Origin of the sequence: Falsigemmobacter faecalis (genome assembly GCF_003863335.1) — a bacterium.
Classification (GTDB): Bacteria; Pseudomonadota; Alphaproteobacteria; order Rhodobacterales; family Rhodobacteraceae; genus Wagnerdoeblera; species Wagnerdoeblera faecalis.
This window is the reverse complement of record NZ_RRAZ01000015.1, coordinates 89,318-115,291: the sequence shown is the minus strand read 5'-3', so window position 1 is coordinate 115,291 and position 25,974 is coordinate 89,318. Positions and strand designations below refer to the sequence as shown.

Sequence of the window (25,974 nt, the reverse complement as noted above, 5' to 3'; positions counted from 1 at the left end):
CACGCATGGCAAAGCCGCCGCCGGAAACTTATGGGTAATTGCAAGCTGCGCCGGATGGTTACATTTATGCTCTGACAGGTGCCAGACAGCCGCCTCAATCGCTGCCGCAGCCACGCATCTCCGACAGAGATCCGGCCTGCCGGTCCCGGGGATCCGGCAGCGCAGCCGACAATGCCCGCAGGGACGCTCAGGATCGGAACGGATTGACCTTCGCCACCAGAGTTGCAGGGATTTTACAGCCCCCTATGCCCTCTCCGGCCCGGCGACCGCCCTTCAGATCACACGGGCCAGCGCTGCCGCAAGATGGTCTTCCCCCCCGGTGATCTCCAGCCGCACCGGCAAAGTCAGGACTTTGCGGCGGAAGTGATCCGGCAGCCGGGCTGCGTCTTTTTCCGTGGTGACCAGTTGTGCGCCCTTCAGCTTCGCCTCCTGCTCCAGCCGGATCAGCAGCGCGGGCGCGAAGGCTTCGTGATCGCCCAGCGCCACGGTGCCGACCAGATCGGCCCCCTCGCCGCGCAGGGTGGCGAAGAACTTCTCAGGATGCCCGATGCCCGCAAAGGCGATCACCCGCTCCCCCTGCCAGTCCATGCCCATCTGCAGGGGCTTCAGCTCTGCCGTGACACGGGGCACGGAGTGCACACCATTACCCCAGAGACTGCCGAACCGGCTCTGCGCAGCTTCCGGTCCGATCGACAGCAGAAGATCAGCCCGCGCCAGACCGCGCAGCACCGGCTCGCGCAGCGGCCCTGCGGGCAGACAGCGCCCGTTGCCAAAGCCGCGGTGCGCATCAACGACCACGATGGAGAGGTCCTTTTGCACGGAGGGGTTCTGATGGCCGTCATCAAGAAGGATCAGATCCGCGCCGCCGGCCTCGGCCAGCCGCACACCCGCAGCGCGGTCGCGGGCGATGATGACCGGGGCAAAGGCTGCCAGCAACAGGGGCTCATCGCCGGTCTGCGCGGCGCGATGACGGGCCGGATCCACGAGAACCGGGCCTTTCAGGCTGCCGCCATGGCCACGCGAAACAATGAAAACCCGCCGCCCCGGCGCTGACAGGCGCTGCGCGAGCAGGATCGTCGTCGGCGTTTTCCCCGTCCCCCCCGCATTGATATTCCCGATGCAGATCACCGGCACCCCGGCGCGGTAGCCCTGTGCCGCCCGCGCCACGCGGCGCGCCGTCGCCGCACCATAGGCGGCTCCGAGCGGGGCCAGCAGCCTTGCGCGCAGATCCGGGGCATAGGGCGGGGTGAACCACCAGGCGGGGGCATGGCTCATGACCGCGCTCCTTTGCTGTCGAGAATGGCGGATACGGCAGCGATCACTTTGTCGCTGGCCTCGCCGCCTTCTGAGGTGACGGCCCAGGCGGCCTGGGCAATCCGCGCACAGCGGTCCGGGGCCAGCATATCGCCCACCACATCGCCCAGCTCCTCGCCCCGTGGCACCAGGCGGGCGCCGCCTGCGGATTGCAGCCGCTCCATCGCGTGCAGGTAAGGCCCGAAATTCGGCCCGTGCAGCAGGGCCGAGCCTGCGGCGGCGGCCTCAAAGGGGTGGCGCATCGGGCCCGCGCCTTTCAGACTGCCCCCCGCCCAGGTCAGAGGCGCGAGGCGATACCACAGACCCGGCTCATCATCATCGGCCAGATAGACCTGCGTGTCCTCATCGGGGTCTTCATCGGCGGCGCGGTAGCCTGCCTCAAGCCCGTAGCTCCCCGGCAGATCGCGCAGCAGGGCCGGGATCCGGTCAGCAGAGGCGGGCACAAGGATCAAAAGCAGCCGATGCGCGCTGTGCAGCGCCTTCAGATGGGCGCGGATCACCAGCGCCTCCTCCTCCTCCGGCACGCCCACGGCAAGCCAGACCGGGCGGGTGCCAAGGATGCGCGACAGCGCCTCGCGTTCAGCCTCGGGGACCGGCAGGCTGTGAGAGGCCTCCTCCATCCGCCCCGCCACCTCAAGACGCGCAGGCGGCGCGCCCACGCGCAAAAAGGCCCGCGCAGCGGTCTGATCGGTGACGAAAATCTGCCGAAAGGCCGCAAAAAGACCGCGCATCAGCCGCGGGATCAGCCGCCCGGCGCCAAGACCCGGCTCGGTGCCCCCGGTCAGGACAACCGGCAGATGCCGCGCTGCCGCCGTATAAAGGAGCACCGGCCGCAGACCGCCGGAGGCCCAGATGCCGTAATCGGGCCGCCAGTGGTCAAGAAAAGCGGCCGCCAGAGCGGGCTCATCAGCGGGCGGCGCGAGGGTGCCGGGCACCCCGGGTTCCGCGCAGGTCAGCAGGAAGTGATCGGCCATCCGCTCATCGCGCAACCGCGCCATCAGCGGACGGAAGGCCAGAACGGCAGCCGCATCGGGCGCATGAAGCCAGGCCAGCCGCCCGGAGGGACGCTCTCCGGAAATGCTCTCGCTGCCACCGGGGGCGGGGCCGCGCAAAAAGCGATAAAGCCGCAGACCGGGAGAAAGCACGCGCACTCCTTTCACATCAACAGGCACGGGCGGGGCGGCAGATCCTGCGGCCCGGCACGATCAGACCCGGGCGCCCCGGGCCTTCTCAGGGAACTGGTCCAGCGCCTCGTCAAGAAGCGTCTCCGAGCGCGCCTCAATCACCTCTTCAAGCACCTCCATGAAGGGGGCAACTTTCAGGCCCGGTGCGATGGGGGGCACAAACTCCAGCACCGCAAGGCCCGGTTTGCGCAGAATCCCGCGCCGCGGCCAGAAGACGCCGACATTGACCGCCACCGGAAAGCACTCGCGCTTCAGCGACTGATAAAGTGCGCCGACGCCGATCTTATAGGGCTCTTTCACCCCCGGAGCGACCCGCGTACCCTGCGCAAAAATGATCAGCTGGCCATTGGCATGCGGCCCGGTTTTCGCAGCCTTCAGCATCTCACGCAGCGCGGTCATGCCCTTGTCACGATTGACCGGAATGCAGCCGATCCGCATGGCATATTGCCCAAGCACCGGCGTGAACAGCAGCTCGCGCTTCATCACAAAGCGCGGATGCGGCAGCGCCGAAAACAGCAGAATGATATCCAGAAACGACTGATGCTTGGATGCGACCAGCACCGGACCCGTGGGCGGCGTGCCCCGGATCTCGGTGCGCAGCCCCACCATCCAGCGCGCCGAAAAGCGCACCCAGCCACAGAAGGCATGGCAGGCCATCATCGCGCCGCGCCTTGAAAAAGCCGCCCAGGGGAAGAACCCCAAAGCAATCACCGTCATCATCACATACATCTGAATGATGAACAGAAACGAAAGCACATATTGCAGGGCCAGTCGCAAAGGTCCCATTACATCAGCTCCGAAAGTTTTTTCCGCGCCGCAGCGCGCGTGGCTGCAAAAGCCACAATCGCGGCCAGCAGCGGCAGGCTCAGCGGCGCAAACCAGCCGTAGCCCTGAAAGCCGAGGCCGGTCAGAAAGCCGCCCGCCTCATCGGCCGAAGGCAGCGCAAAGATCGCAAGCGCCCCCAGCGCCCCCCCGGCAAGTGATCCCGCCAGCGCCCGCAGCGTAAAGCGGCGCACGAAAGCCCCGGCAATAAAGCCATCCGTCGCCCCCACAAGGCGCAGCACCCGGATGACCTGGGCATTGGCCGCCAGCGCCGCATTGGCCGCGAGCGTGATCATGGCCGCCATCGCGCCCCCGATCAGCGCCAGCGACAGCCAGCCCAGAAGGCGCAGCCGCTCTGCCGCGACGGCCAGCGGGCGACGCCAGCGGGTGTGATCATCCAGCACCGCGCCCGGCGCTTCGGCCTGCAGCCGCAGGCGCAGCCCCTGGGCATCATAGCCCTGGTCTGCAGAGGCAAATTCAACGAGTTGCGGCAGCGCCAGGCTGTCGACCGGCAGATCCGGGCCAAACCAGGGCTCCAGCAGGCCGCGCTGCTCGACATCCGACAGGGCCCGCGCATCCCCCACACCGGGTGTGGTCGACAACAGGGTCAGAACCGCGCGGGTCTGGGCCTCTATCTGGTCGGGCGGGGCCGAGATGCGGATGGTGGCGGTATTGCTCAGCGCCTCCTGCCAGCGATCGGCCAGCCGGCCTGAGGCCAGCGACAGCGCCAGGGCAAAGACCGCAAGAAAGGTCATGGCAGCGGCGGTAAACCCCGTCAGCCAGGCGGTATGGCCGGTCGGCGGCACCACACGGTCGGCAGAGGGATCGGTAAAGGGCAGGACCGGGCGGCTCACAGATCGGCCCCCGCCAGCTGGAGTTTGCGGTTTTGCAGCCGCAGCACCCGGGCCGGCACCTGGCCCTTGGTCGCGCGGATCAGGTTCATGTCATGGGTCGCGAGAACGATGGTTTTCCCCATACGGTTCAGCTCAATAAAGAGCGTCAGAAGCCGCATCGACATCTCGGCATCAAGGTTGCCCGTCGGCTCATCGGCCAGGATCACCTCGGGCGACATGATGACGGCGCGGGCCACCGCCGCACGCTGGCGCTCTCCGCCTGAAAGCGAGGGCGGCAGAGCATCGGTATGGGGCCGCAGCCCCACCCAGGTCAGCAGATCCTGCAGGTTCGCCACATCGGCCTCGCGCCCGCAGACGGTCAGCGGCAGGGCGACATTGGCCGCGACAGGCAGATGGTCAAGGAACTGACAATCCTGATGCACCACCCCGATGCGGCGGCGCACCATGGCCACATCATCGCGGCTCATCGAGCGGACTTCGCCGTCAAAAAGCGTCAGCCGCCCGGTGGTCGGCACCAGCTCGCCATAACACAGCTTCAGGAATGTGGTCTTCCCCGCCCCCGAAGGCCCGGTCAGAAAATGAAAAGAGCCCGGCGCCAGCGTCAGCGAGACCCCCGAAAACAGCTCGGCTCCGCCATAGCTGTAGCCCACATTCTCAAATGCGATCACGCCGTCCCTCTCATCCCGCCTGCCGCCGCCCGGTCTGCGCGGGCCTCGTGGCGGCAATGTCGCTTCCGCTGTCTGCCTGAACCGCAGGTCGCGCGCAGACTGGAAGAAGTTTCCCACCCTTGCTACAACATCCTCAGAGGCGCTGCCAGAAAAGATCTGGCGACCAGGCGGGGTAGTGGATGCGGCTGATTTGCGGGAATTGCGACGCGCAATATGAAGTAGAGGTGGATATGATTCCACCTGAGGGGCGCGACGTGCAATGCTCGGCCTGCAGCCATGTCTGGTTTGAGCCGGGCAGCGGTGCGCCCGTGCCTGCCCCCGCCGCCCCCGGGCCGGTCGTGCCGCGCCGCATCGCGACGGCCTCGTTCCGCCCGGCCCCCGATGCGCAGTTCGAAGACGACGAACCCGATCTGCCGCCGCTGTCGGACGCCGATCTGCCGCCGCTGCGCCGCGCGCCGCTGGATGACGAAATGCTGGCCATTCTGCGCGAAGAGGCGGAGCGTGAGACCGCCGCCCGCGCCGCAGACGCCTTTGGTGCCGCACCACCGGCGGAGGAAGACCCCGCCCCGCCCGCTGCGACGCCGGAGCCGCAGGTCATCTTTGCAGCGCAGCCCATGGCTGAACCTGAACCTGAACCAGAGACCGCCCCCCGGCCCTTCCCCCCGCCGCCCCCTTCGCGGCCCGAGGAAGAGATCGAGGAGGCCCGCTTCATCGAAGAGCCGCCCCCCGCGGATGAGCCGGTTGATACCGAGGTGCCGAAGGTGCCGCTGCGCGCCTCGCGCCGCGATCTGCTGCCTGATATTGAGCAGATCAATTCCACCCTGGAAAGCACCTCGCAGACCGAATTTGCAGCCGGAGAGGCCCTCTCGGCGCAGGCCGGGCAGCGCAGCGGATTTGCGCGGGGTTTTGCGCTGATGATCCTGCTCGCCCTGCTTCTGGCGGTGCTTTATCTTAAAAACGACGATCTGCAGGCCGCTCTGCCCGCCGCCGGTCCGGCGCTCTCGGCCTATGCCGATCTGGTGGACCAGGCGCGCAGCGGTCTGGCGCGCCTGGTTTCAGGCTTTCTCGGAGAGGGCGCGTAAGCGCCCCTCCCCTCAGGCTTCCAGCCGTCGCGGGGTCATGAAGTCGATCACCGCGCCCGAGCCGGGGGTGACCTCCGCCCAGGTCTCTGCCTCAAACCCCGCGACCAGGGTGGCACCGGTCGGATAGCGGGTAAAATCGCTGTCCTGCGGCGCCCGCGCCAGCAGCCGTGCCGCAAATTCCGCGATGCCGGGGTTGTGGCCGATCATCATCACCACCGGAGACTTTGCCCCGCGCAGCACCGCCAGCATGACATCTGCGGGCGCGTGATAAAGCGCAGGCTTCAGCACCAGTTCGGGAGGATGGGTGGCGAAATGCGGGGCCATCAGCTCCCAGGTCTCGCGGGTGCGCAGCGCGTCCGAGCAGAGCACCTCGCCCGGCAGATCGCCGCGGGAGACCAGCCAGTCCGCCATGAGGCCCGCCGCGCGGCGGCCGCGGGCATTGAGCGGGCGGGCCTGATCTGCGGCGGTGGGGTCGCCCCAGTCAGATTTGGCGTGGCGGGTCAGGATCAGGCGCAGGGTGCTCATGGATAAAATTCCTCATATGCCAGGCCATTGCCCCTCCACTCTGGCATGAGCAACCAGGAGCGGGCAAGCGCGGCGCATCGCACCGGAGGCATTCCGCACCCCAGGCGCTTTCCGGCCACGGGCGACGGCACGGCACTCCCGCATCGCGGGTCCTGTAAAGGACCTGAAGCCGGCGGATCTTCCACCGGGTCAGACGGCAGCTCTTTTCCGCACCAAACCCGTCCGTGATGAAGCGCGGGTTTATATTTCCGGACCCTGCCGGGAAATTCCGAAGGCGCGGCCAAAGCCTGCGATCCGGGAAAGTGGTCCTGAAACAGAAGCGCAAAGGAAGATCTGCCCCCCTCAATGAGGGCGTTTTCTGCCAAAGTTCGGGGCAGTCTCAGCAGGTGCGATGGCACGACGGGCGCCCCCCCCCTGCCACGCGCCTGTCACAGACCTGCCCGCCTCAGCCACCAGCGCCTTCAGACAGCGCCTCTGACACGCCGGGCAGCCATCCCCTGCGCCTCACGCGACTGAAGGCTTCGTCTGGAGGACGGAGGCCCTGTAAGATCCGCCAAGCGGTCTGCGCGGCGCGCAAAGCCCGACCGGCAAAAGCAAACGGCACCCCCTGGGGTGCCGTCAAAGGACTTAAGCTGAGATTGGCAAAGGCGGCGCTGACGCCTCCCGGTTGCGGCGGACCTCAGACCTCGCGCGGTTTTACCCGCGGCTCGGTGGTGCGGATCATCGAGCCCGCGCCCTGGTCGGTGAAGAGTTCCAGCAGGCAGGCATTGGGCACCCGGCCATCAAGGATGACCACGGCGCGAACGCCCTCTTCCAGCGCCTTCAGCGCGGTTTCGGTCTTGGGGATCATGCCGCCCGCGATCACACCATCGGTGGTCATCTGCACGACCTCTTCCGGAGTGATCTGCGTCATGACTTCGCCGCCGGCGTTTTTGACGCCTGCCACATCGGTCAGCAGCAGCAGACGATCAGCCTTCAGCGCGCCCGCGATGGCACCGGCTGCGGTGTCGCCATTGACGTTGAAGGTCTCATTGTCGTTCATTCCGGTGGCCACCGGGGCCACCACCGGAATGATCCCGGCGCTGAAGAGATCGCGCAGAACCTGCACGTTCATCTCCACCGGGCGACCCACGAAGCCCAGCTCGGGATCATCCGCCTCGCAGACCATCAGGTCGTCGTCTTTGCCCGAAAGACCGACCGCACGGCCGCCTTCATCCATGATGGCCTGAACGATGCGCTTGTTCACCAGACCGGTCAGCACCATCTCAACCACCTCAACGGTGGCTTTGTCGGTGACGCGCTTGCCGCGCACGAATTCCGATTTAATGCCCAGACGGGCCAGCAGATCATTGATCATCGGCCCGCCGCCGTGCACGACAACCGGGTTCACACCCACCTGGCGCATCAGCACGATATCGCGGGCAAATTCTGCCATCGCCGCTTCATCGCCCATGGCATTGCCGCCGAATTTCACCACGACAATGGCGCCGGCATATCGCTGCAGATAGGGCAGAGCTTCAGAGAGGGTGCGGGCAGTGGCGGCAGGATCGCGCGTCATGGCAAGCTGCTTTTTCATTGGGGCTCGGGTCTCCGGGCGGTGATTTCGGGGGAAAGGACTAGCCGCCTTCGCCCCCCCTGCCAAGCCTCAATGCGCGACGCCCGCCTCAGAACAGCCCAAAGCGTTTGCGCGGTCGCGCCACCACGGGCGGCACCTCGCGCATAATCTCAAGATAGCGGGCAAAATCATGGCGCCCGCTGACAACGCCTTCCGCCACCGCGCAGAACAGCTCAACCGGACTTTGCAGCCGCGCCTCAAAGAGGTGAAAGAAATCCAGATCGCCGTAGAAGGTGCCAATGCCGAAAACGCCCCTGTCGCCCAAAGCCCATTTCGGCGCGATGGCAAAGCGCGGCGCGATCACCTCAACGCCCGAGCCTGCGGCGCGGGCCGCCACGGTAAAGGCCTGGGCGACATCCACCGCCTCTGTGGCACGCGAGGCCGGACGACCCAGCCGCTGCCAGAGCCCGGCAGGGGCCGCCAGAAACATCGGCCCGGCATAGGGCGCGCGGTTTGTGACATGGTTGGCCACCTGCTCAAGCCCGGTCAGAACACCGCTGCGGGCCCGCCCGACCATCGCGGCAAAAGCGGCTGTGTTCAAAGGAAAGGCATCGATATCGCAGACCACCACGACCTCATCCGAAGTGCCCCCGAAGCTGCGGTCGAGCCAGTCGGCATGTTTCATGCCCTTCTCCAGCTCCTGCTGCAGCTCAATCCCCAGATGCGCGAAAACCATCCGCTGCGCCTCCAGCAGCTCCCGGGAAATGTTTTCACGGTAAAAGGTCTTTACCGGCGGCAGGTCACCACGTCTCATCAGGTACGTTACTCCAGGCAAGGCAGCGACAATCCGATCCGCCCCGGACCCCGGATTGCAATCTAAAGAAATTGTCGCTTCAAATCGGACACTTATATAAAGAGGCTGCCTCCTGCGTCAAACCTCTATCCCGTTTTGCTGCAATCTTGTCGCGCCAAAAGAAAACGCCCGCCGCAGGCTTCTGCGGCGGGCGTTTTTAAACTTTGGGATGCCTTACTGGTAAGGACGGATCAGGATTTCCACACGGCGGTTCTGCGCGCGGCCTTCCGGCGTCAGGTTCGAGGCGATCGGCGCATCTTCACCGCGACCGATGGTCTGCAGACGGTTCGACGGCACACCCGACCCCATCAGCACCGAGGCCACAGCCGAGGCGCGACGCTGCGAGAGCTGGCGGTTGTAGCCCGCATCACCGGTGCTGTCGGTATGGCCAATGATCTCGACATTGGAGTTCGGATACTGACGCAGGTTTCCGGCAACGGCGCGCAGATCGTTTTGCAGATCCGGACGCACCGAGGCGCTGTCGGTCGCGAACAGCAGATCCTGCGGCATGGTCACGATGAGATGGCTGCCCGCGTTCACCACGCCGATATTGCCAGAGGTCGCGGCCTGCAGCTCAGCCGCCTGACGGTCAAGCGAGGCGCCAATGCCGCCGCCCACAGCCGCGCCCACCGCCGCACCGGCCAAAGCCGCCAGCGGACGGGTGGAGCTGTTCGAAGTGGCCCCGATAGCGCCGCCGATCAGAGCGCCGGTCATCGCGCCGGTGCGGGCGCGGGTGTTGTAGGGGTCGCCCTGAGGATAGGGATCACAGGCGGTCAGACCAATCAAAGCCACTGCAGCAATGAGGGCGGGGGTCTTGAGTTTCATCTTTATCTCACTCCGATAACGGCCCGGAGCCCGGGCGCGATGGTGCTACACGGGCACAGCCCAAAGCTGAACCCTCGCCACATCCGGCACGCGGTTTTCCGCCCGCTGAGCTTTGTTAATGTCTCAGGGGGCGATGCGCCGGACAAGCCAGGATCCGTTCTTCGGCCATAGCGTCTGCCTCGACAACTCCCGAGTGAAATACCGGTTCCCTGCACGCAAACTCGCCAGAGAACCCGATGTACCGGCTAACTCCACAGGTCTGGCGATGAAAGCCACCTGACAATTTAACGCCCGTAAATTGCAAATTTTGCGCATTTACTGCGATACGGCAGCAACGCCCTCCCGCTGCAAAAGCCCGGCCTTCACGCCCGCTCCCCAGTGGTATCCGCCAAAGGCCCCGGTCGCACGGATCACCCGGTGACAGGGGATCAGCAAAGCCACCGGATTGGCTCCGACCGCCTGGCCCACCGCCCGTGCCGCCCCCGGCTGGCCAAGAGCCCCGGCCAGCCCGCCGTAACTCAGCACCTCGCCCGGAGGGATCGACAAAAGCGCCTCCCAGACCTTCAGCCGGAAGGGCGCGCCGATCAGATGCAACGCGGCTCCACCGCCGGAAAACGCCGCCTGCGCCAAAGGTTCAATCCGCGCAGAGGCCTCCTCAAACTCAGCCCCCGGCCAGCGGGCAGTGAGATCGGCAAAAACCGCAGCCTCACTCTGCTCAACGGCAAACCCCAGCCCGCAGATCCCGGTCCCGGTGGCCATCACCAAAGCCCGCCCAAAGGGGCTGTCAACAAAGGCCCAGCCGATCCGCCGCCCCTGCCCCCGCCGCGCGTAGTCTCCGGGCGTCATCGCCTCCCAGCGGATCATCAGATCATAAAGCCGCCCCGTGCCGGACAGATCCAGCGCTTCCGCCACCTCCGGCAAAGCCAGTTCACTGCGAAGCAGCGCGCGGGCCGCCACAAGGCGCCGGAACTGCTGATACTGCTTCGGCGAAATCCCCGCACAAGCGCTGAAAACGCGCTGAAAATGCGCAACACTCATCCCGCATCTCTGCGCCAGCGCGGCAAGTGACATATCCCCCTGCCCCGTCTCCAGCACACCGATCGCCCGGGCGATCACCTGATAATGATAGCTCTCGTCACCCATCCCAAACTCCGATCGCCCCTCCGTCCCGCCCCTTTGCACCGGGGAAGTCTGAAGGGGGCCCTTCGCCCCCTTCAGGCGGGGGTGCGGGGGCGGCAGCCCCCGCTTCTCCCCGTGATCTTACCCCGAACGCCCCCCTGCCCCGACCCGGAATTTGCGCATTGCTGAACATGGGTGATCTGAGGCAAAAGCAGCCTATGACCGCTCAGCTTCCCTATGCCGCCATGCATGAGATCTTCTCCCGGTTTCAGGCCTCCGAGCCGGAACCAAAGGGAGAGCTCAACCACACCAATGCCTATACGCTGCTCGTGGCCGTGGCGCTTTCCGCCCAGGCCACCGACATCGGCGTCAACCGCGCCACGGCGAAGCTCTTTGAGATCGCCGATACGCCCGCCAAAATGCTGGCGCTTGGCGAAGAGGCGCTGATTGAACATATCAAGACCATCGGCCTGTTCCGCAATAAGGCCAAAAACGTCATGAAGCTCTCAGAGATCCTTGAGCGCGACTACGGCGGCGTGGTCCCGTCATCACGCGCGGCGTTGGTTTCGCTGCCCGGTGTCGGTCGCAAAACCGCCAATGTGGTGCTGAATATGTGGTGGCGCATTCCGGCTCAGGCGGTCGATACCCATATCTTCCGCATCGGCAACCGCACCGGCATCTGCCCGGGCCGCGATGTCGATCAGATTGAGCGCGCCATTGAAGACAATATTCCGGCGGAGTTTCAGCAACACGCCCACCACTGGCTGATCCTGCACGGCCGCTACATCTGCGTTGCCCGCAAGCCAAAATGCGGTGCCTGCATCATTGCTGACCTCTGTCACAGCGAGGACAAAACCATATGAAATCCTATCAGGTCACCGGCATCGGCAATGCCATTGTCGATGTGCTTACCCGCATGGACGACGAGGGCCTCGCCGCTCTGGGCATCACCAAAGGCGTCATGACCCTGGTCGATCAGGCGCGCTGCGAGGCGCTTTATGCCGGCATGGAGGATCGCAGCCAGATCCCCGGCGGCTCGGTCGGCAATACCGTCGCGGGCCTGGGCGCGCTTGGTCTGCGCACCGCCTGTATCGGCAAAGTGGCCGCCGATGAGATCGGCCATTTCGCCGTTGATGCCCTGGCCGCCGAAGGCATCGCCTTTCCGGTCGCGCCGGTGCAACATGCAACGCTTCCCACCTCGCGCTGCATGATCTTCGTCTCGCCCGATGGTGAGCGTTCGATGAACACCTATCTTGGCATCTCGGCGGAATTCGGCCCCGAAGATCTGCCCGAAGAGGTGATCCGCGACAGTGAGATCCTCTTCCTTGAGGGCTATCTTTTCGACAAAGACCCCGGCAAAGCGGCCTTTCTGAAAGCGGCGCGCCTGTGCCGTGAGGCGGGCGGCCGTGCGGGGCTGTCGCTCTCGGACCCCTTCTGCGTCGACCGCCACCGCGGGGATTTCCGCGCCCTGGTGCAGGAGCTCGATTTCGTCATCGGCAATGAGCACGAATGGGCGGCGCTTTATCAGACCGAAACCCTGACCGAGGCGCTGGATCTGGCCGCCGCGCAGTGTCCGCTGGTGGTCTGCACCCGCTCGGGCGAAGGCGTGACGATCCGTCAGGGCGCGACCTCAATCGACGTGCCGGTCAGCCGCATCGCGCCGCTCGATACCACCGGCGCGGGTGATCAATTCGCCGCTGGCTTCCTTTATGGTCTCGCCACCGGGCGCGATCTGGAAACCGCAGGCCGCATGGGCTGCATCGCCGCCGCCGAGGTGATCACCCATTTCGGTGCCCGCCCCGATGAAAGCGTGCTCGACCTCTTCCGCAAAGCCGGACTTCTGTAACAAAACCGCCCCCCGGATCACCTCCGGGGGGCGGTTTGCTGAGGCTTATTTCAGCGCCAGATCCGTGACCGCATGGGTCCAGGCCCCTTCGGGTTTTTTGGTGATCACCGGATCAGAGCCACCGGCCATCAGCGCCGCGACCGTCCGGTCATAATCGGCCTCAATCAGCGCCCCGTTTGAACCTGCGGTCAGCTTGGCCACTTCGCGCGCCATGCGTTTTTGATGCTCCTCGGTCTGCGCCCCGGTTTCGTCGTTTTCCAGAACCATTTCCGCCGCTTCATCCGGATGCTCTTCGGCGTATTTCCAGCCCTTCATCGAGGCGCGGACGAATTTCGCCATCTTCTCCACAAAGGCCGGATCTTTCAGCTTGTCCTCAATGACATAAAGCCCGTCTTCGAGGGTCGCGACGCCCTCATCTTCATATTTGAAGGTGATCAGATCCTCAGGCTTCACCCCCGCATCAATGACCTGCCAATATTCGTTATAGGTCATGGTTGAGATACAGGCGGCCTGTTTTTGCAACAGCGGATCGACGTTGAAGCCCTGCTTGAGCACCGTCACATCAGAGCCATCGGTCTTCAGGTTCAGGCGGCTCATCCAGTTCAGGAAGGGATATTCATTGCCGCCAAACCAGACGCCAAGGGTCTTGCCCTTAAAATCCGCCGGGGTGGCGACGCCGGATTCCTTCAGACAGGTCAGCATCATGCCCGAAGACTTAAAGGGCTGCGCGATATTGACAACCGGGGCGCCCTGCTCACGTGCCGCCAGCGCCGAGGGCAGCCAGTCCACCATGACATCCGCGCCGCCGCCCATCAGCACCTGCACCGGCGCCACATCCGGCCCGCCCGGCTTGATGGTGACATTGAGCCCCTCTTCTTCGTAAAAGCCCTTATCCAGCGCCACGAAATAGCCCGCGAACTGCGCCTGGGTCACCCATTTCAGCTGCAGCGTCACATCTTCTGCCGCCTGGGCCGCCCCCGTGAGGGCCAGCACGGAAGCTGCTGAAAGCATCCAGTTTTTCATTGCAACACCTCTCCTGTCGGGCCGCTCAGCGGCCTCGTTGTGACGGGTGCCAGAATGTCACCCGTTTCTCCGCCAGGGCGATTGCCCCGTAAAGCGCAGTCCCGGCGAGTGCCGCGACCAGAATTTCCGCCCAGACCATATCAAGCCGCATCCGCCCGGCCTCAGCCGAGATCCGAAAGCCCATGCCCACCACCGGAGAGCCAAAGAACTCCGCCACAATCGCCCCGATCAGCGCCAGGGTTCCCGCGATCTTCAACCCGTTGAAAATAAAGGGCATGGCCGCAGGCAGCCGCAGTTTCAAAAGCGACTGCCCCCAGCCCGCGCCCCAGGTCTGCATCAGATCGCGCTGCATGGGATCGGCGGCCTTCAGCCCTTCGACGCAGTTCACCAGCATCGGGAAAAAGACCATGACGACGACCACCGCCGCCTTAGAGTGCCAGTCAAAGCCGAACCACATCACCAGGATCGGCGCGATGCCAACGATCGGCAGCGCCGCCACGAAATTCCCCACCGGCAAAAGCCCGCGCTGCAAAAAGGGCGAGCGGTCGATCAGCACCGCCGTCAGCAAAGCGACGCTGCACCCGATCACCCAGCCCGACAGCGCGCCCTTCAGGATCGTCTGCACGAAATCCGCCCAAAGGATCGGACCCGAAGCCACAAACTGCGCCGCCACCGCCGAAGGCGCGGGCAGGATCACCGGCGAGATCTGATAGACCCGCACCGTCACCTCCCACAGCAGCAAAAGTGTGGCCCCGAACAAAAGCGCCACACCGCCACGGGTCGCACTGCGCAGCGCGCAATCGGCGATCTTTGCATTGACCGCCCAGGCCGCACCCCAGATCGCAAACAAAAGCCAGAACCGCCCGTCGGCGAGAAGATTGCGCGGCCCCTCGCGGAAAAGCGCTGCCAGGCCAAGGAGCAGCAGACTGCCCCCTGCCCCATAGATCACCGGTTTCAGCCAAGCCCTCATGCCCGGAACCCCATCCGTTTCAGCGTCAGCCGCTGCACCAGCCCCACAGCCCCCACCATCAGCAGCGCCAGCAGCGCCGCCGCGATCAGCGTGGCCCAGATCTGAATGGTCTGCCCGTAATAGCTTCCCGCCAGCAGCCGCGTGCCAAGCCCCGCGCCCCCGACCGGCAGCTCCGCGACAATGGTGCCCACCAGCGCCGCCGCGATCCCCACCTTCAGCGAGGCAAAGAGAAAAGGCACCGAAGAGGGCAGCCTGAGCCGCATCAGCGCCTGAAAGCCGCTGGCATTCCAGGTCCGCAAAAGGTCGGTCTGCATGGCATCGGGACTGCGCAGCCCCTTCACCATGCCGACCACCACAGGAAAGAAACTTAAATAGGCCGCAATGATCGCCTTGGGGATCAGCCCCGCCACACCGACCGAGTTCAGCACCACAATGATCATCGGCGCGATCGCCACGATGGGCACGGTCTGGCTGGCAATCGCCCAGGGCATCACGCTCAGATCCATGGCGCGGTTGTGGACGATCCCCACCGCCAGCAGGATCCCAAAGCCCGAGCCGATCACAAAGCCAAAAGCCGTAGCCGTCAGCGTCGCCAGCGCGTGATGGATCAACCCGCGGTTGGAAAAGCTGCCGGATTTCACAAAGCCCCGGCGGCCCTCGGTCTCTTCCTCCCAGGTCAGCTTGTGAAACTCCTGGGCGACCTGATGCGGGGCGGGCAGTTTCGGCCGCTCCTGCGACAGGGTCTGGCTGACCAGCTCAGAAAAGGGCAGGTCCGCCCCCGCGCGCTGCGCCTGATCGCGCGCCCAATCCGCGTTCAGCCAGATCGCCGCCAGATACCAAAGCGCGAGAATCGCCGCCACCACCGTCAGAACCGGCACCAGCGCCCTCATCGCCCCGCCCTCCGTAAGAACCGCGCGAAGGCTTTGGCTTTTTCAAAATACTCCCGGGGGGTGAATTGACCCGCAGGGGCAAGAGGGGGGCAGGCAGCCCCCCTGTCTTTGGGCAGATCACTCATCGATATGCCCCGCCCGCAACCCTTCCCGCACGCGGTTGGCGATAGCCAGAAACTCCGGACTGTCGCGGATCTCCAAAGGCCGCTCGCGCCCGAAGGGGCTCTCGATAACATCGGTAATCCGCCCCGGACGCGGGCTCATCACCACGATGCGGGTCGAAAGATAGACCGCCTCCGGGATCGAATGGGTCACGAACCCCACGGTCTTTCCCGTCGCCGCCCAGAGCTTCAAAAGCTCTTCGTTCAGACGGTCGCGCACGATCTCATCCAAAGCGCCAAAGGGCTCATCCATCAGCAAAATATCGGCATCAAAGGCCAGCGCCCGCGCGATTGAGGCGCGCTGCTGCATGCCGCCTGACAGCTGCCAGGGAAACTTTTTGCCAAAGCCCTGAAGATCGACCAGCTCCAGCACCCTTTGCACCCGCTCTGCCTGATCGGCCCTGGAAAAACCCATGATCTCCAGCGGCAGGCGGATATTTCCGGCGATGGTGCGCCAGGGATAAAGCCCCGCCGCCTGAAAGACATAGCCATAGGCCCGGCTCTGCCGCGCCGCCTCGGGCGAGAGGCCATTCACCGTCAGCCGCCCCGAGCTGGGTTTCTCCAGCGCGGCGATGCAGCGCAGAAAGGTGGTTTTCCCGCAGCCGGAGGGGCCGATGAAACTCACGAACTCCCCCTTGCGGATCGTCAGTGAGACATCGCGCAGCGCCTGAACCGGGCCGTCTGCGGCCTGAAAAATCAGGTTCAGCCCTTCGGCTTCGATCACCGGCTCGGCCAGGCTTAGTGTATCCTTCATCGCTCACCCGTGTCGCATGTCCCGAACTCTGACGGTCGGGTTCTGGTGTCAGATCAAACGCTTCTCATCAGCCCGCCGTCGACCCTCAGGCTTTGGCCGGTGATGTAACCCGCCGCCTCAGAGGCCAGAAAAGCCACCGTTTTGCCGATCTCTTCCGCCGTGCCGTAGCGCTTCATCGGCACTGACCCCGCGCGCTCCTCCTTCATCGGCAGGCTGTCGATCCAGCCTGGCAGCACATTGTTCATCCGGATGCCCTGGGCCGCATATTGATCGGCAAAAAGTTTGGTAAAAGCGCTCAGCCCTGAGCGCGCCACCGCCGAGGTCGGGAACATATCCGAGGGCTCCGCCACCCAGGCGGTCGAGATATTCACAATCGCCCCGCCGCCCTGACGCTCCATGACCGGGGTGACCAGCCGCACGGCCCGCACCACATTCAGGAAATAGATGTCAAAGCCCTCGCGCCAGTCGTCTTCCGTCAGATCCAGCAGCGGCCCTTTCGGCCCGTGCCCGGCTGAGTTGACCAGCACATCGATGCGGCCCCATTGCTCCATCGCCCGATCGACCAGCCCGCGCAGATCCGCCTCTGAGCGGTTGGAGCCGGTGACCCCGATGCCGCCCAGCTCCGCCGCCAGCGCCTCGCCTTTGCCCGAGGAAGACAGGATCCCGACGCGGTAGCCTTCCTCCGCCAGCGCCCGGGCAGAGGCTGCCCCCATGCCGCTGCCGCCTGCCATGATGAGTGCCGTTTTCATGAGCCCCCCTCACACGCCACTGGCGGGGATGCCGCTGCGGCGGACCGGGCGCGGCGCGCTGAGTTCCTTCCAGGCCGAAAGCGCGCGGTTCACCGCCGGGCGCGGCGCGCGTGGGGTGAACTGGCCCCAGCCCGGCTCGGGCTGCACTTTGCCGTCTTCAAAAGCCACCCGCCCGCGGCTCAGGGTATAGCGCGGCAGGCCCTTCAGTTTCTGGCCCTCAAAGACGTTGTAATCGATGCTCGATTCCTGGCTCGCGGCAGAAACCACCCCCTCTTTTTGCGGATCCCAAATCACCAGATCCGCATCGGCCCCGACAAGGACTGCGCCCTTTTTCGGGTACATATTCAGGATCTTGGCAATATTGGTCGAGGTGACGGCGACAAATTCATTGGGCGTCAGCCGCCCCGTATTCACGCCCTGGGCCCAAAGCACCGGCAGACGGTCCTGCAGCCCCCCGGTGCCATTCGGGATCTTTGAGAAATCCCCCAGGCCCGTGCGTTTCTGATCGGTGGTAAAGGCGCAGTGATCGGTCGCCACACAACTCAGCGAGCCTGACTGCAACCCGGCCCAGAGGCTGTCCTGATGCAGCTTATTGCGGAAGGGCGGTGACATCACCCGCCGCGCGGCGTGATCCCAGTCGGCGTTGAAATATTCGCTTTCATCCAGCACCAGATGCTGGATCAGCGGCTCGCCCCAGACGCGCTTTCCGGCCTGACGCGCGCGCCGGATCGCCTCATGGCTGTCTTCGCAGCTGGTGTGCACGACATAAAGCGGCACCCCCGCCATATCGGCGATCATAATGGCGCGGTTGGTGGCCTCTCCCTCAACCTGAGGCGGGCGGGAATAGGCGTGACCTTCGGGGCCGGTGTTGCCCTCGGCCAGCAGCCGCGCGGTGAGTTCGGCCACCACATCGCCGTTTTCAGCATGGACCATGGCCAGACCGCCAAGATCGCCCACCCGCCGGAAGGACTGGAACATCTCATCGTCATTGACCATGAGCGCGCCTTTATAGGCCATGAAATGCTTGAAAGAGGTCATGCCCGCCTTCACGCTTTCGGCCATATCTTCCCAGACCTTTTCACCCCACCAGGTGATCGCCATGTGAAAGCTGTAATCGCAATGCGCGCGGGTGGATTTATTGTGCCAGCGCTGCGCGGCCTCCATCAGACCCTGGCCCTGATCGGGCAGCACGAAATCGATGACACAGGTGGTGCCGCCTGCGACCGCCGCGCGGGTGCCGCTTTCGAAATCATCCGCCGAATAGGTGCCCATGAAGGGCATTTCCAGATGGGTATGGGGGTCAATCCCGCCCGGCATGATATAGCAGCCTGCCGCGTCCAGCACCTTGTCACCGCTGAGGTTTTTGCCGATCTCAACGATCGTGCCCCCCTCAATCTTCACATCAGCCTCATAGCTGAGATCCGCCGTGACAATCGTGCCGCCCTTAATCACCGTGCTGGCCATTGTGAGCCCTCCCCCGTCCTTCTTGCAGGCAACAGTCTTCCGGGCCGCTGTCTGCGAGAGAGCGGGCCGCCGAATAGTCGTGTCGTCAAAGCCGCCCCTGAGAGTGCCGGGGCGGCAGGGATCATGCGATCACACCCGCCACTTCGAGAACGGAATGCAGCAGCACATCGCTGCCCGCCGCCGCCCATTCGGGGGTGATCTTCTCTGCCTCATTGTGACTGAGGCCATCAACGCAGGGGCACATAATCATCACCGTGGGGGCCACGCGATTGACCCAGCAGGCGTCATGCCCCGCGCCTGAAACGATATCCATATGGCTGAAGCCCAGCGCCTCAGCCTGCGCGCGCACCACCTTCACAAGGTCCGGATCAAAGGCGACCGGATCAAAATGCCCGACGGCCTCCAGCTCCACCCCAAGGCCAAGGCCGCGCGCGATGTCCCGGGCGGCGCGTTCAACTTCGGCGCGCATGGCATCGAGCTTGCCCTGATGGGGCGAGCGGATATCTACCGTGAAGACCGCTTTGCCGGGGATCACATTGCGCGAATTCGGCCAGACATTCATCTGCCCCACCGCGCCGACCACATCGGGCTGATGGCGCATGGCGATCTGATGGACGGCCTCAATCATCTGCGCGACGCCGCGGCCTGCGTTGACGCGCATCGACATCGGCGTTGAGCCGGTATGCGCATCCTTGCCGGTATAGGTGATCTCCAGCCACCAAAGGCCCTGGCCATGGGTCACAACACCGATGTCTTTCGCTTTGGCCTCAAGGATCGGGCCCTGCTCGATGTGCAGCTCAAACATCGCGTGGAATTTCTCTGCGCCGACAGGCTCTTCGCCGCGCCAGCCGATGCGGTCCAGCTCAGCCCCGAAGGTCTTGCCCTCGGCGTCCTGACGGGCATTGGCATAGTCTTCCGTCAGCATCCCGGCATAGACGCCGCTGGCCAGCATGGCGGGGGCGAAGCGCGCGCCCTCCTCATTGGTCCAATTGGTGATCATGATCGGATGACGGGTTCTGACGCCCATATCATTGAGCGTGCGCACCACTTCCAGCGCGCCTAAGACCCCCAGAACCCCGTCGTATTTCCCGCCCGTCGGCTGGGTATCAAGGTGAGAGCCCATGGCCACCGGCAAAAGTCCCGGCTCTGCGCCCTCGCGCAGGAAGAACATATTGCCCATGCGGTCGAGCTTCATGGTCATCCCCGCCGCTTCCGCCCAGGCGCGGAAGAGGTGGCGCCCCTCGCTGTCGGCATCGGTCAGGGTCTGGCGGTTGCAGCCCCCGGCGATGCCAGGACCCACTTTGGCCATTTCTTCGAGACTGTCCCACAGCCTTGCGGGATCAATCCGCAGGTTCAGGCCGGCTGGCGTCATCGCTTGCTCCCCGGGGTCGCGGCAGGGGCGTTTTGCCCTTACACGCCTGGTAATGTCCGAATCCAAATCTGACCAATCGGTCAGGTCTGAGGCTACACCAGCGCCCCAGGCGGTCAACGAATTTCTCGGGAAGGCTCTGGCCCCTCGCCCCCGGTTTTCCGAAAGATCCGCGCAATATTCAGGCGCCGCCCCGGGCGGGCGCGCAAAATTTCACCCCTTTCGGGCTGCCCGCGCACTCCTGCACCGCAGAAATTATTCTGCAACGCAGCGTCGCGACGCACCGGAGAGCTTGACCAGGCATCCGCAATGGGCAGGAATACGTCCAGCAGGGAGGGAGGCCCGGCCAGAGCCAACGGGAGGAGCCCGCCTCTGACACCCCCTTCTGGCAGCGCTTTACAGAAGGTTATTCCATGTCTGATATCGTCATCCTCTCCGGCGCCCGCACCGCCATCGGCAGCTTTGGCGGCAGCCTGTCCAACACGCCGCCCTGTGAGCTTGCGACCCTGGTGTCGAAAGCCGCCATTGAACGCGCCGGGATTGACGCCGCAAAGATCGGCCATGTGGTCTTTGGCCATGTCATCAACACCGAGCCGCGCGATATGTATCTCTCGCGCGTTGCCGGCATTGAGGCGGGCATCCCCCAGGAGACCCCGGCGATGAACGTGAACCGCCTCTGCGGTTCGGGCGTTCAGGCCATTGTTTCGGCAGCACAATCGCTGATGCTGGGTGATGCAGACTTCGCGCTGGCCGGTGGCGCTGAGGCCATGAGCCGCGCGCCCTATAACCTGCCCTTCGCCCGCTTTGGCCAGAAGATGGGCGACGGCAAGGCCGTGGATATGCTGACCGCCACGCTGCATTGCCCCTTCGGCACCGGCCATATGGGCGTGACCGCCGAGAACCAGGCCAAAGACGGCAATATCACCCGCGAAGAGCAGGATGCTTTCTCGGTGGAAAGCCAGCGCCGCGCGATTGCCGCCATTGAAGCCGGTCACTTCGACAGCCAGATCGTCCCGGTAGAGCTGAAATCGCGCAAAGGCGTGACGCTCTTTGCGAAGGATGAACATCCCAAGGCCTCGACCATGGAAAGCCTCGGCGGTCTGAAGGCGGTCTTCCAGAAAGACGGCACCGTGACCGCGGGCAATGCCTCGGGTATCAACGATGGTGCTGCGGCGCTGGTTCTGGCCCGCGCCGATGCGGCCGCCGCTGCCGGTCTGAAGCCGCTGGCGCGCATCCTGGGCTATGCCCATGCCGGTGTGGACCCGACCCGCATGGGCAATGGCCCGATCCCGGCGGTCAAAGCGCTGCTGGAAAAGACCGGCCTGAAGGTCTCGGATTTCGACGTGATCGAATCAAACGAGGCTTTCGCGGCTCAGGCCCTCGCGGTCTCGCGCGGTCTCGGTCTGGATCCCGCAAAGGTGAACCCGAACGGCGGCGCGATTGCGCTGGGCCATCCGGTCGGCGCGACCGGCGCGATCATCACCATCAAGGCGATGTATGAGCTGGAGCGCACGGGCGGCAAACTCGCGCTGATCACCATGTGCATCGGCGGCGGTCAGGGCATTGCCCTGGCGATTGAGCGCCTCTGATCCTGCAGGGCCGCCCCCATGAGGGGCGGCCCGCACCCACCGTCCCGCGGCCCGTTACCTTTCGGCCCAGGGCATTGAGATCATGGGTCTTCGCCCGGCAATGCACGCCCCGGCAGGCCTTCACTCACGCGGGCGCTTTGTTCCTCTGACCGCGCGAGCCGGTCTCTGTTTGATGAGTATGCAGCATGCAGGCAGCCGCTTTCCCCGGGTTTCCCGACCTTTGGGCCGAGGTGCTGGCCACATGGATCTTCGGCCCGCTCAGCCCGGCTCTGTTCCATGCGGTCTTCGCTTTTTGACCCGGTCTGTCCGCTGAGCGTGCCCCGGCGCCAGCCGCGATCCGCCGCCCTGTGACTGCGCAGCCCGGCGCAGCTCTGCCATGCGGGAAGGCTGCCTTTTGATTTCGCGCTTGACCTTCGCGGTGGCGGTGTCAAAACCGCGCTATGGCTACCGGTATCCTCTCCATTGACCTCGCTGCGATCTGCGCCAACTGGCGCGCGATGGATCGTGTTTCTGCTGCAACCACTGAGACCTCTGCTGTGGTCAAGGCGGACGCTTACGGCCTTGGGGCCGGAACGGTCGCCCGGGCGCTGGCAGGCGCAGGCGCGCGACGCTTCTTCGTCGCCGTCGCCGAAGAGGGCGCGCAGGTCCGTCAGGCACTGGGCGATGGCTTTGAGGTCAATGTACTCGGCGGGCATTGCAGCGGTGATACCGCGCTGATCCGCGATTTCGGCCTGACGCCGATGCTGAACTCCGTTGAGCAGGTCACCCGCCATTTTGAGAACCTGCCGGGCCATGCTTTCGGCATTCAGCTGGATACCGGGATGAACCGTCTGGGTCTTGAGCCGGACGACTGGGCGGCGATCGCCGATATCGTGCTCGATGCGCGCCCGACCCTGCTGATGAGCCATCTGGCCTGTGCCGATGCGCCCGATACGGCCCTGAACCGCGACCAGCTGGAGACCTTCCACACGCTGACCGATGGTCTGGGCATCGCGCGCTCGCTTGCGGCCACCGGGGGCATTCTGCTGGGGCCGGACTATCATTTTGACGTGACGCGCCCCGGTGTGGGGCTTTATGGCGGGCTGCCCTTTGACGGCGCTTCGCCGGTGGTCACGCTGTCGCTGCCGGTCATTCAGCACCGTCTGGTGCAGCCGGGGGAATATGTCGGCTATTCGCTGGGCTTTCGCGCCACGCAGCCGACCCGTGTGGCGACGATTGCCGCTGGTTACGCCGATGGCCTGAGCCGCGCGCTTTCCGGCAAGGCGACCCTCTGGGCGGGGGATGTGCCCTGCCCGCTCCTGGGCCGCGTCTCGATGGATCTGATGACCGTCGATGTCAGCCACCTCGACCAGGTGCCTGAGACGCTTGATATTCTCGGGCCGCACCAGGGGGTTGACGCCTTAGGCGGCGTGGCCGGCACCATCGGCTATGAGATCCTGACCTCGCTTGGGCACCGCTACGCGCGGCGCTACCTCGGCGCGGCATGAGCCGGGCTCTGACGCAGCCGCTGGCGCAGCTGGGCCGGTTTACCCTTGATCTGATCGGGGGGCTGGGCCGGGTGATGATCTTCACCGGGCGGGTGGTCTCGCATATCCTGCGGCCGCCGTTTTATGGCCGCGAACTGCTGAGCCAGCTTCTGGCCATCGGCTGGCTGTCGCTGCCGGTGGTGGCGCTGACCGCGCTCTTTACCGGGGGCGCGCTGGCGCTGCAGATCTACTCGGGCGGCGCGCGGTTTCAGGCCGAATTTGCCGTCCCTTCCATCGTGGCCATCGGCATGGTGCGCGAGTTAGGCCCGGTTCTGGGCGGGCTGATGGTGGCCGCAAGGGTGTCCTCCTCCATCGCGGCTGAGATCGGCACCATGAAGGTGACCGAGCAGATCGATGCGCTGACCACGCTGTCGACCAACCCGCTGAAATATCTGGTGGTGCCGCGTGTTCTGGCCGCCACTGTCTCGATGCCGATCCTGGTCGCGGTGGGCGATATCATCGGGATCATGGGCGGCTGGCTGGTCGGCACCACGCGGCTTGAGTTTAATTCGGGCAGCTATCTTTACAACACCTGGACCTATCTTGAGGCCTGGGATGTCGGCTCGGGCCTGGTCAAAGGTGCGGCTTTCGGGGCCATTGTGGCGCTGATGGGCTGCTATCACGGCATGATGTCGGGGCGCGGGGCCCAGGGCGTGGGTGCTGCCACCAAATCGGCGGTTGTGGCCTCGTCGATCCTGATCCTTGCTGCCAATTATGCGCTGACGGAAGTGTTCTTTACCTCATGATCCGGCTGCGCGACGTTCATAAATCCTTTGGCTCAAACCACGTGCTGCGCGGGGTCAGCCTTGAGGTGCCCAAAGGGCAGAACCTTGTGGTCATCGGCGGATCGGGCACCGGGAAATCGGTGCTGCTGAAGACCATTCTGGGCCTGGTGCCGCAGGATAAGGGCAGCATTCTGGTCGATGGCGCCGAGTTGACAGCTGCCAACCGGGACGATTTTCTGCAAACTTTCGGGATGCTGTTTCAGGGCGGCGCGCTGTTTGACTCGCTGAAGATCTGGGAGAATGTCGCCTTCCGGCTGCTGCGCGGCCCGAAAAAGCGCCCCCGCGAAGAGGCCCGGGCCCTGGCGATTGAGAAACTCGGCCGTGTGGGCCTGCCCGAACGGGTGGCCGATCTTTACCCGGCAGAGCTGTCAGGCGGCATGCAAAAGCGCGTGAGCCTGGCGCGGGCCATTGCGGCGGACCCCTCGATCATCTTCTTTGATGAGCCGACGACGGGCCTTGATCCGATCATGTCAGGCGTCATCAATGATCTGATCCGCGGCCTTGTGACCGAGATGGGGGCGACCGCCATCTCCATCACCCATGATATGACCTCGGTGCGGGCGATCGCCGATCAGGTCTGCATGCTTTATCAGGGCCGCGTGCAATGGCTGGGGCCGGTGGCGGATCTCGACCACTCGGGCGATCCTTACGTCGATCAGTTCATCAACGGCCGCCCTGAAGGGCCGATTGCCACTTTGCGTTAAGGCCTATTCCTCCGGGCGGCGCGGCTTGCGCATCAGCCGCCCGAAGAGAAACGAGGTCTTGGGCCGATAGGTCCAGGCCGTCGGATGCTCCGGCTGCCGCCCGACCCGCATCCGCATCAGACCAAAGACCAGCAGGGCAAAATGCGCCGCTGCGATCAGCGCAAACATGCCGCCGGGGCCGAAGCGCTCCATCAGTGCAGAGGCAACGACCGGGCTGGCAATCGCGCCAATGGCATAGAGGAACAGCAGCGCTGCCGAGAGTTCCACCCGCTCATCGTCGTTGGAAAAGTCATTCGCATGGGCCGCTGAGATCGAATAAAGCGGCATGGTCGTCAGGCCAAAGAGCGTGGCCCCCGTAAAGACCGCCCAGAGGCCGAAATCCTGAGCGAAGACCGTAAAGACGCAGGCCACAACCGACCCCGCCGAAAGCCAGGCGAGAACCGTCCGGCGGTCGTATTTATCCGACAGCCAGCCCATCGGAAACTGCGCCACCGCGCCACCGATGACATAGGCCGAGAGAAACGCCCCGATCTGTTTGGGATCAAGCCCCACGGCGACCCCGTAAAGCGGGCCCACCATGCGGAAGGCCCCGCCGGTGACGCCTGAGACCACCACCCCCACCGCGCCCAGCGGAGAGCGTTGCCACGCCAGGATGGGCCGCAGCCGCGGCGCAAGGCTCGACTTCGGGGCCTCTGCCTTGGTCAGCACCAGCGGGAAAAGCGCGGCACAGGCCAGAAGTGCCAGCAGATTATAGGAAAAATAGCTCGCAGGTGCCAGAAAGCCGATCATCATCTGCGCCGCCAGACTGCCGCCGATATCGACGATCCGATAGACCCCCATGGCGCTGCCGCGGTTCGCATTGGTCAGCTTGCCCTGAAGCCAGGCCTCAATGATCGTATAGCAGCCCGCCGCGGACAGGCCGGTCGCCATACGGAAGATCCCCCAGGCGATGGGATCGGTGACCATCATATGCGCCAGAATGCCGATGGTGCCCGCCGCCGTCAGCGCCGCAAAGGCCCGCGAATGCCCCACCTCGCCCATCAGACGCGGCGTCCACCAGCAGCCGATCAGAAAGCCTAAGAAATGCGCCGAGCCGATCAGACCGATGGCCGAGGCCGAAAAGCCCAGCTCGACCCCCGAGAGCGCATCGAGCGGCACCACTCCGCCCGAGCCCAGCTGCATCAGAATGACAGAGACGAAAATGGCGGCAAAAGAAATCAGCAGGCGCATGGCAACCGTCTTGTGGAACAGGCTCAGGTGACCCTGGTCTGCGCCAAAGGTCCAGCGCCAAAGGCATCTGTCAAAGAACAGGCGCCAATGCGCCGCTTGCAGGCGCGCGCGCC

The 25,974-nt window shown here is 64.8% G+C and carries 25 protein-coding genes; 7 read left to right on the top strand and 18 right to left on the bottom strand.

What is annotated here, in order from left to right:
- Positions 1-273: 273 nt before the first annotated feature.
- From lpxK to EG244_RS11895, 5 genes are read right to left on the bottom strand one after another with little or no spacing between them, the layout of a single operon-like run.
- On the bottom strand, positions 274-1,275 hold the full coding sequence (lpxK, locus tag EG244_RS11915) for a tetraacyldisaccharide 4'-kinase (RefSeq protein ID WP_124965216.1): 1,002 nt from the start codon (positions 1,273-1,275) through the stop codon (positions 274-276).
- Complete coding sequence (locus tag EG244_RS11910; protein WP_158617296.1) at positions 1,272-2,459, bottom strand: 3-deoxy-D-manno-octulosonic acid transferase; 1,188 nt, start codon at positions 2,457-2,459, stop codon at positions 1,272-1,274. The genes lpxK and EG244_RS11910 overlap by 4 nt, the downstream gene beginning before the upstream one ends.
- Positions 2,460-2,519: 60 nt before the next feature.
- The gene (locus EG244_RS11905) at positions 2,520-3,284 is read right to left on the bottom strand and encodes a lysophospholipid acyltransferase family protein (protein WP_325050390.1); all 765 of its coding nucleotides are present in this window, start codon (positions 3,282-3,284) and stop codon (positions 2,520-2,522) included.
- Positions 3,284-4,174 carry a cell division protein FtsX gene (locus EG244_RS11900; protein ID WP_124965214.1) on the bottom strand — a complete coding sequence of 297 codons (891 nt, stop codon included), beginning with the start codon at positions 4,172-4,174 and terminating at the stop codon, positions 3,284-3,286. Before EG244_RS11900 ends, EG244_RS11905 begins: the two co-directional genes overlap by 1 nt.
- Entirely contained in the window at positions 4,171-4,842 is a 672-nt protein-coding gene (locus tag EG244_RS11895) for a cell division ATP-binding protein FtsE (RefSeq protein WP_124965213.1), read from the bottom strand. Before EG244_RS11895 ends, EG244_RS11900 begins: the two co-directional genes overlap by 4 nt.
- 179 nt (positions 4,843-5,021) lie before the next feature.
- Between EG244_RS11895 and EG244_RS11890 the strand changes: the two genes are divergently transcribed.
- Positions 5,022-5,924 (top strand): zinc-ribbon domain-containing protein, encoded by a 903-nt coding sequence (locus EG244_RS11890; RefSeq protein ID WP_124965212.1) that lies wholly within the window; start codon positions 5,022-5,024, stop codon positions 5,922-5,924.
- A gap of 12 nt (positions 5,925-5,936) precedes the next feature.
- On the opposite strand, the gene EG244_RS11885 is transcribed toward EG244_RS11890, so the two are convergent.
- The 5 genes from EG244_RS11885 to EG244_RS11865 all read right to left on the bottom strand — a co-directional run bounded on the left by EG244_RS11885 (position 5,937) and on the right by EG244_RS11865 (position 10,825).
- Positions 5,937-6,449 (bottom strand): SixA phosphatase family protein, encoded by a 513-nt coding sequence (locus tag EG244_RS11885; RefSeq protein WP_124965211.1) that lies wholly within the window; start codon positions 6,447-6,449, stop codon positions 5,937-5,939.
- Positions 6,450-7,128: 679 nt separating this feature from the next.
- On the bottom strand, positions 7,129-8,007 hold the full coding sequence (gene argB, locus EG244_RS11880; protein WP_124965225.1) for an acetylglutamate kinase: 879 nt from the start codon (positions 8,005-8,007) through the stop codon (positions 7,129-7,131).
- A 106-nt stretch (positions 8,008-8,113) separates the two neighbouring features.
- Complete coding sequence (locus EG244_RS11875) at positions 8,114-8,818, bottom strand: hypothetical protein (protein WP_124965210.1); 705 nt, start codon at positions 8,816-8,818, stop codon at positions 8,114-8,116.
- A 213-nt stretch (positions 8,819-9,031) separates the two neighbouring features.
- Positions 9,032-9,682 (bottom strand): OmpA family protein, encoded by a 651-nt coding sequence (locus EG244_RS11870; protein WP_124965209.1) that lies wholly within the window; start codon positions 9,680-9,682, stop codon positions 9,032-9,034.
- Positions 9,683-9,997: 315 nt separating this feature from the next.
- Positions 9,998-10,825 (bottom strand): bifunctional helix-turn-helix domain-containing protein/methylated-DNA--[protein]-cysteine S-methyltransferase, encoded by an 828-nt coding sequence (locus tag EG244_RS11865; protein WP_124965208.1) that lies wholly within the window; start codon positions 10,823-10,825, stop codon positions 9,998-10,000.
- A gap of 194 nt (positions 10,826-11,019) precedes the next feature.
- Here EG244_RS11865 and nth point away from each other — a divergent pair, with 194 nt between their 5' ends.
- Together nth and EG244_RS11855 are read left to right on the top strand one after the other, a co-directional pair.
- Positions 11,020-11,664: an endonuclease III gene (gene nth / locus EG244_RS11860; RefSeq protein WP_124965207.1), complete on the top strand. Its 645-nt coding sequence runs from the start codon at positions 11,020-11,022 to the stop codon at positions 11,662-11,664.
- Positions 11,661-12,647, top strand: a complete 987-nt coding sequence (locus tag EG244_RS11855) for an adenosine kinase (protein WP_124965206.1) — start codon at positions 11,661-11,663, stop codon at positions 12,645-12,647. The genes nth and EG244_RS11855 overlap by 4 nt, the downstream gene beginning before the upstream one ends.
- Positions 12,648-12,692: 45 nt before the next feature.
- On the opposite strand, the gene EG244_RS11850 is transcribed toward EG244_RS11855, so the two are convergent.
- The 7 genes from EG244_RS11850 to EG244_RS11820 all read right to left on the bottom strand — a co-directional run bounded on the left by EG244_RS11850 (position 12,693) and on the right by EG244_RS11820 (position 20,030).
- A complete protein-coding gene (locus EG244_RS11850; RefSeq protein WP_124965205.1) occupies positions 12,693-13,670 on the bottom strand; it encodes an ABC transporter substrate-binding protein in 978 nt (325 codons plus the stop codon).
- Between the two features lie 25 nt (positions 13,671-13,695).
- Positions 13,696-14,640, bottom strand: coding sequence for an ABC transporter permease (locus EG244_RS11845; protein WP_124965204.1), 945 nt, complete (start codon positions 14,638-14,640; stop codon positions 13,696-13,698).
- Positions 14,637-15,530: an ABC transporter permease gene (locus EG244_RS11840; RefSeq protein ID WP_124965203.1), complete on the bottom strand. Its 894-nt coding sequence runs from the start codon at positions 15,528-15,530 to the stop codon at positions 14,637-14,639. The genes EG244_RS11845 and EG244_RS11840 overlap by 4 nt, the downstream gene beginning before the upstream one ends.
- Before the next feature lie 117 nt (positions 15,531-15,647).
- Complete coding sequence (locus EG244_RS11835) at positions 15,648-16,445, bottom strand: ABC transporter ATP-binding protein (protein ID WP_124965202.1); 798 nt, start codon at positions 16,443-16,445, stop codon at positions 15,648-15,650.
- 53 nt (positions 16,446-16,498) lie between these two features.
- Complete coding sequence (locus EG244_RS11830; RefSeq protein WP_124965201.1) at positions 16,499-17,194, bottom strand: SDR family oxidoreductase; 696 nt, start codon at positions 17,192-17,194, stop codon at positions 16,499-16,501.
- Between the two features lie 9 nt (positions 17,195-17,203).
- On the bottom strand, positions 17,204-18,658 hold the full coding sequence (gene hydA, locus EG244_RS11825; RefSeq protein ID WP_124965200.1) for a dihydropyrimidinase: 1,455 nt from the start codon (positions 18,656-18,658) through the stop codon (positions 17,204-17,206).
- A gap of 121 nt (positions 18,659-18,779) precedes the next feature.
- Entirely contained in the window at positions 18,780-20,030 is a 1,251-nt protein-coding gene (locus EG244_RS11820; RefSeq protein ID WP_124965199.1) for a Zn-dependent hydrolase, read from the bottom strand.
- A 410-nt stretch (positions 20,031-20,440) separates the two neighbouring features.
- Between EG244_RS11820 and EG244_RS11815 the strand changes: the two genes are divergently transcribed.
- From EG244_RS11815 to EG244_RS11800, 4 genes are all read left to right on the top strand, one after another.
- Positions 20,441-21,616, top strand: a complete 1,176-nt coding sequence (locus tag EG244_RS11815) for an acetyl-CoA C-acyltransferase family protein (protein WP_124965198.1) — start codon at positions 20,441-20,443, stop codon at positions 21,614-21,616.
- A gap of 440 nt (positions 21,617-22,056) precedes the next feature.
- A complete protein-coding gene (alr, locus tag EG244_RS11810; protein ID WP_124965197.1) occupies positions 22,057-23,103 on the top strand; it encodes an alanine racemase in 1,047 nt (348 codons plus the stop codon).
- Positions 23,100-23,888 carry an MlaE family ABC transporter permease gene (locus EG244_RS11805; RefSeq protein ID WP_124965196.1) on the top strand — a complete coding sequence of 263 codons (789 nt, stop codon included), beginning with the start codon at positions 23,100-23,102 and terminating at the stop codon, positions 23,886-23,888. The genes alr and EG244_RS11805 overlap by 4 nt, the downstream gene beginning before the upstream one ends.
- On the top strand, positions 23,885-24,631 hold the full coding sequence (locus EG244_RS11800) for an ABC transporter ATP-binding protein (RefSeq protein ID WP_124965195.1): 747 nt from the start codon (positions 23,885-23,887) through the stop codon (positions 24,629-24,631). The genes EG244_RS11805 and EG244_RS11800 overlap by 4 nt, the downstream gene beginning before the upstream one ends.
- Positions 24,632-24,634: 3 nt before the next feature.
- Here the strand turns inward: EG244_RS11800 and EG244_RS11795 are convergent, their stop codons facing one another.
- A complete protein-coding gene (locus tag EG244_RS11795) occupies positions 24,635-25,861 on the bottom strand; it encodes an MFS transporter (RefSeq protein ID WP_124965194.1) in 1,227 nt (408 codons plus the stop codon).
- Positions 25,862-25,974 lie beyond the last annotated feature (113 nt).

Coding starts and splice junctions, on each gene's coding strand:
- lpxK (WP_124965216.1), bottom strand. CDS start 1,275: ATGAGCCATGCCCCCGCCTGGTGGTTCACCCCGCCCTATGCCCCGGAT.
- EG244_RS11905 (WP_325050390.1), bottom strand. CDS start 3,284: ATGGGACCTTTGCGACTGGCCCTGCAATATGTGCTTTCGTTTCTGTTC.
- EG244_RS11890 (WP_124965212.1), top strand. CDS start 5,022: ATGCGGCTGATTTGCGGGAATTGCGACGCGCAATATGAAGTAGAGGTG.
- EG244_RS11885 (WP_124965211.1), bottom strand. CDS start 6,449: ATGAGCACCCTGCGCCTGATCCTGACCCGCCACGCCAAATCTGACTGG.
- argB (WP_124965225.1), bottom strand. CDS start 8,007: ATGACGCGCGATCCTGCCGCCACTGCCCGCACCCTCTCTGAAGCTCTG.
- EG244_RS11875 (WP_124965210.1), bottom strand. CDS start 8,818: ATGAGACGTGGTGACCTGCCGCCGGTAAAGACCTTTTACCGTGAAAAC.
- EG244_RS11870 (WP_124965209.1), bottom strand. CDS start 9,682: ATGAAACTCAAGACCCCCGCCCTCATTGCTGCAGTGGCTTTGATTGGT.
- EG244_RS11865 (WP_124965208.1), bottom strand. CDS start 10,825: ATGGGTGACGAGAGCTATCATTATCAGGTGATCGCCCGGGCGATCGGT.
- nth (WP_124965207.1), top strand. CDS start 11,020: ATGACCGCTCAGCTTCCCTATGCCGCCATGCATGAGATCTTCTCCCGG.
- EG244_RS11855 (WP_124965206.1), top strand. CDS start 11,661: ATGAAATCCTATCAGGTCACCGGCATCGGCAATGCCATTGTCGATGTG.
- EG244_RS11850 (WP_124965205.1), bottom strand. CDS start 13,670: ATGAAAAACTGGATGCTTTCAGCAGCTTCCGTGCTGGCCCTCACGGGG.
- EG244_RS11845 (WP_124965204.1), bottom strand. CDS start 14,640: ATGAGGGCTTGGCTGAAACCGGTGATCTATGGGGCAGGGGGCAGTCTG.
- EG244_RS11840 (WP_124965203.1), bottom strand. CDS start 15,530: ATGAGGGCGCTGGTGCCGGTTCTGACGGTGGTGGCGGCGATTCTCGCG.
- EG244_RS11835 (WP_124965202.1), bottom strand. CDS start 16,445: ATGAAGGATACACTAAGCCTGGCCGAGCCGGTGATCGAAGCCGAAGGG.
- EG244_RS11830 (WP_124965201.1), bottom strand. CDS start 17,194: ATGAAAACGGCACTCATCATGGCAGGCGGCAGCGGCATGGGGGCAGCC.
- hydA (WP_124965200.1), bottom strand. CDS start 18,658: ATGGCCAGCACGGTGATTAAGGGCGGCACGATTGTCACGGCGGATCTC.
- EG244_RS11820 (WP_124965199.1), bottom strand. CDS start 20,030: ATGACGCCAGCCGGCCTGAACCTGCGGATTGATCCCGCAAGGCTGTGG.
- EG244_RS11815 (WP_124965198.1), top strand. CDS start 20,441: ATGTCTGATATCGTCATCCTCTCCGGCGCCCGCACCGCCATCGGCAGC.
- alr (WP_124965197.1), top strand. CDS start 22,057: ATGGCTACCGGTATCCTCTCCATTGACCTCGCTGCGATCTGCGCCAAC.
- EG244_RS11805 (WP_124965196.1), top strand. CDS start 23,100: ATGAGCCGGGCTCTGACGCAGCCGCTGGCGCAGCTGGGCCGGTTTACC.
- EG244_RS11800 (WP_124965195.1), top strand. CDS start 23,885: ATGATCCGGCTGCGCGACGTTCATAAATCCTTTGGCTCAAACCACGTG.
- EG244_RS11795 (WP_124965194.1), bottom strand. CDS start 25,861: ATGCGCCTGCTGATTTCTTTTGCCGCCATTTTCGTCTCTGTCATTCTG.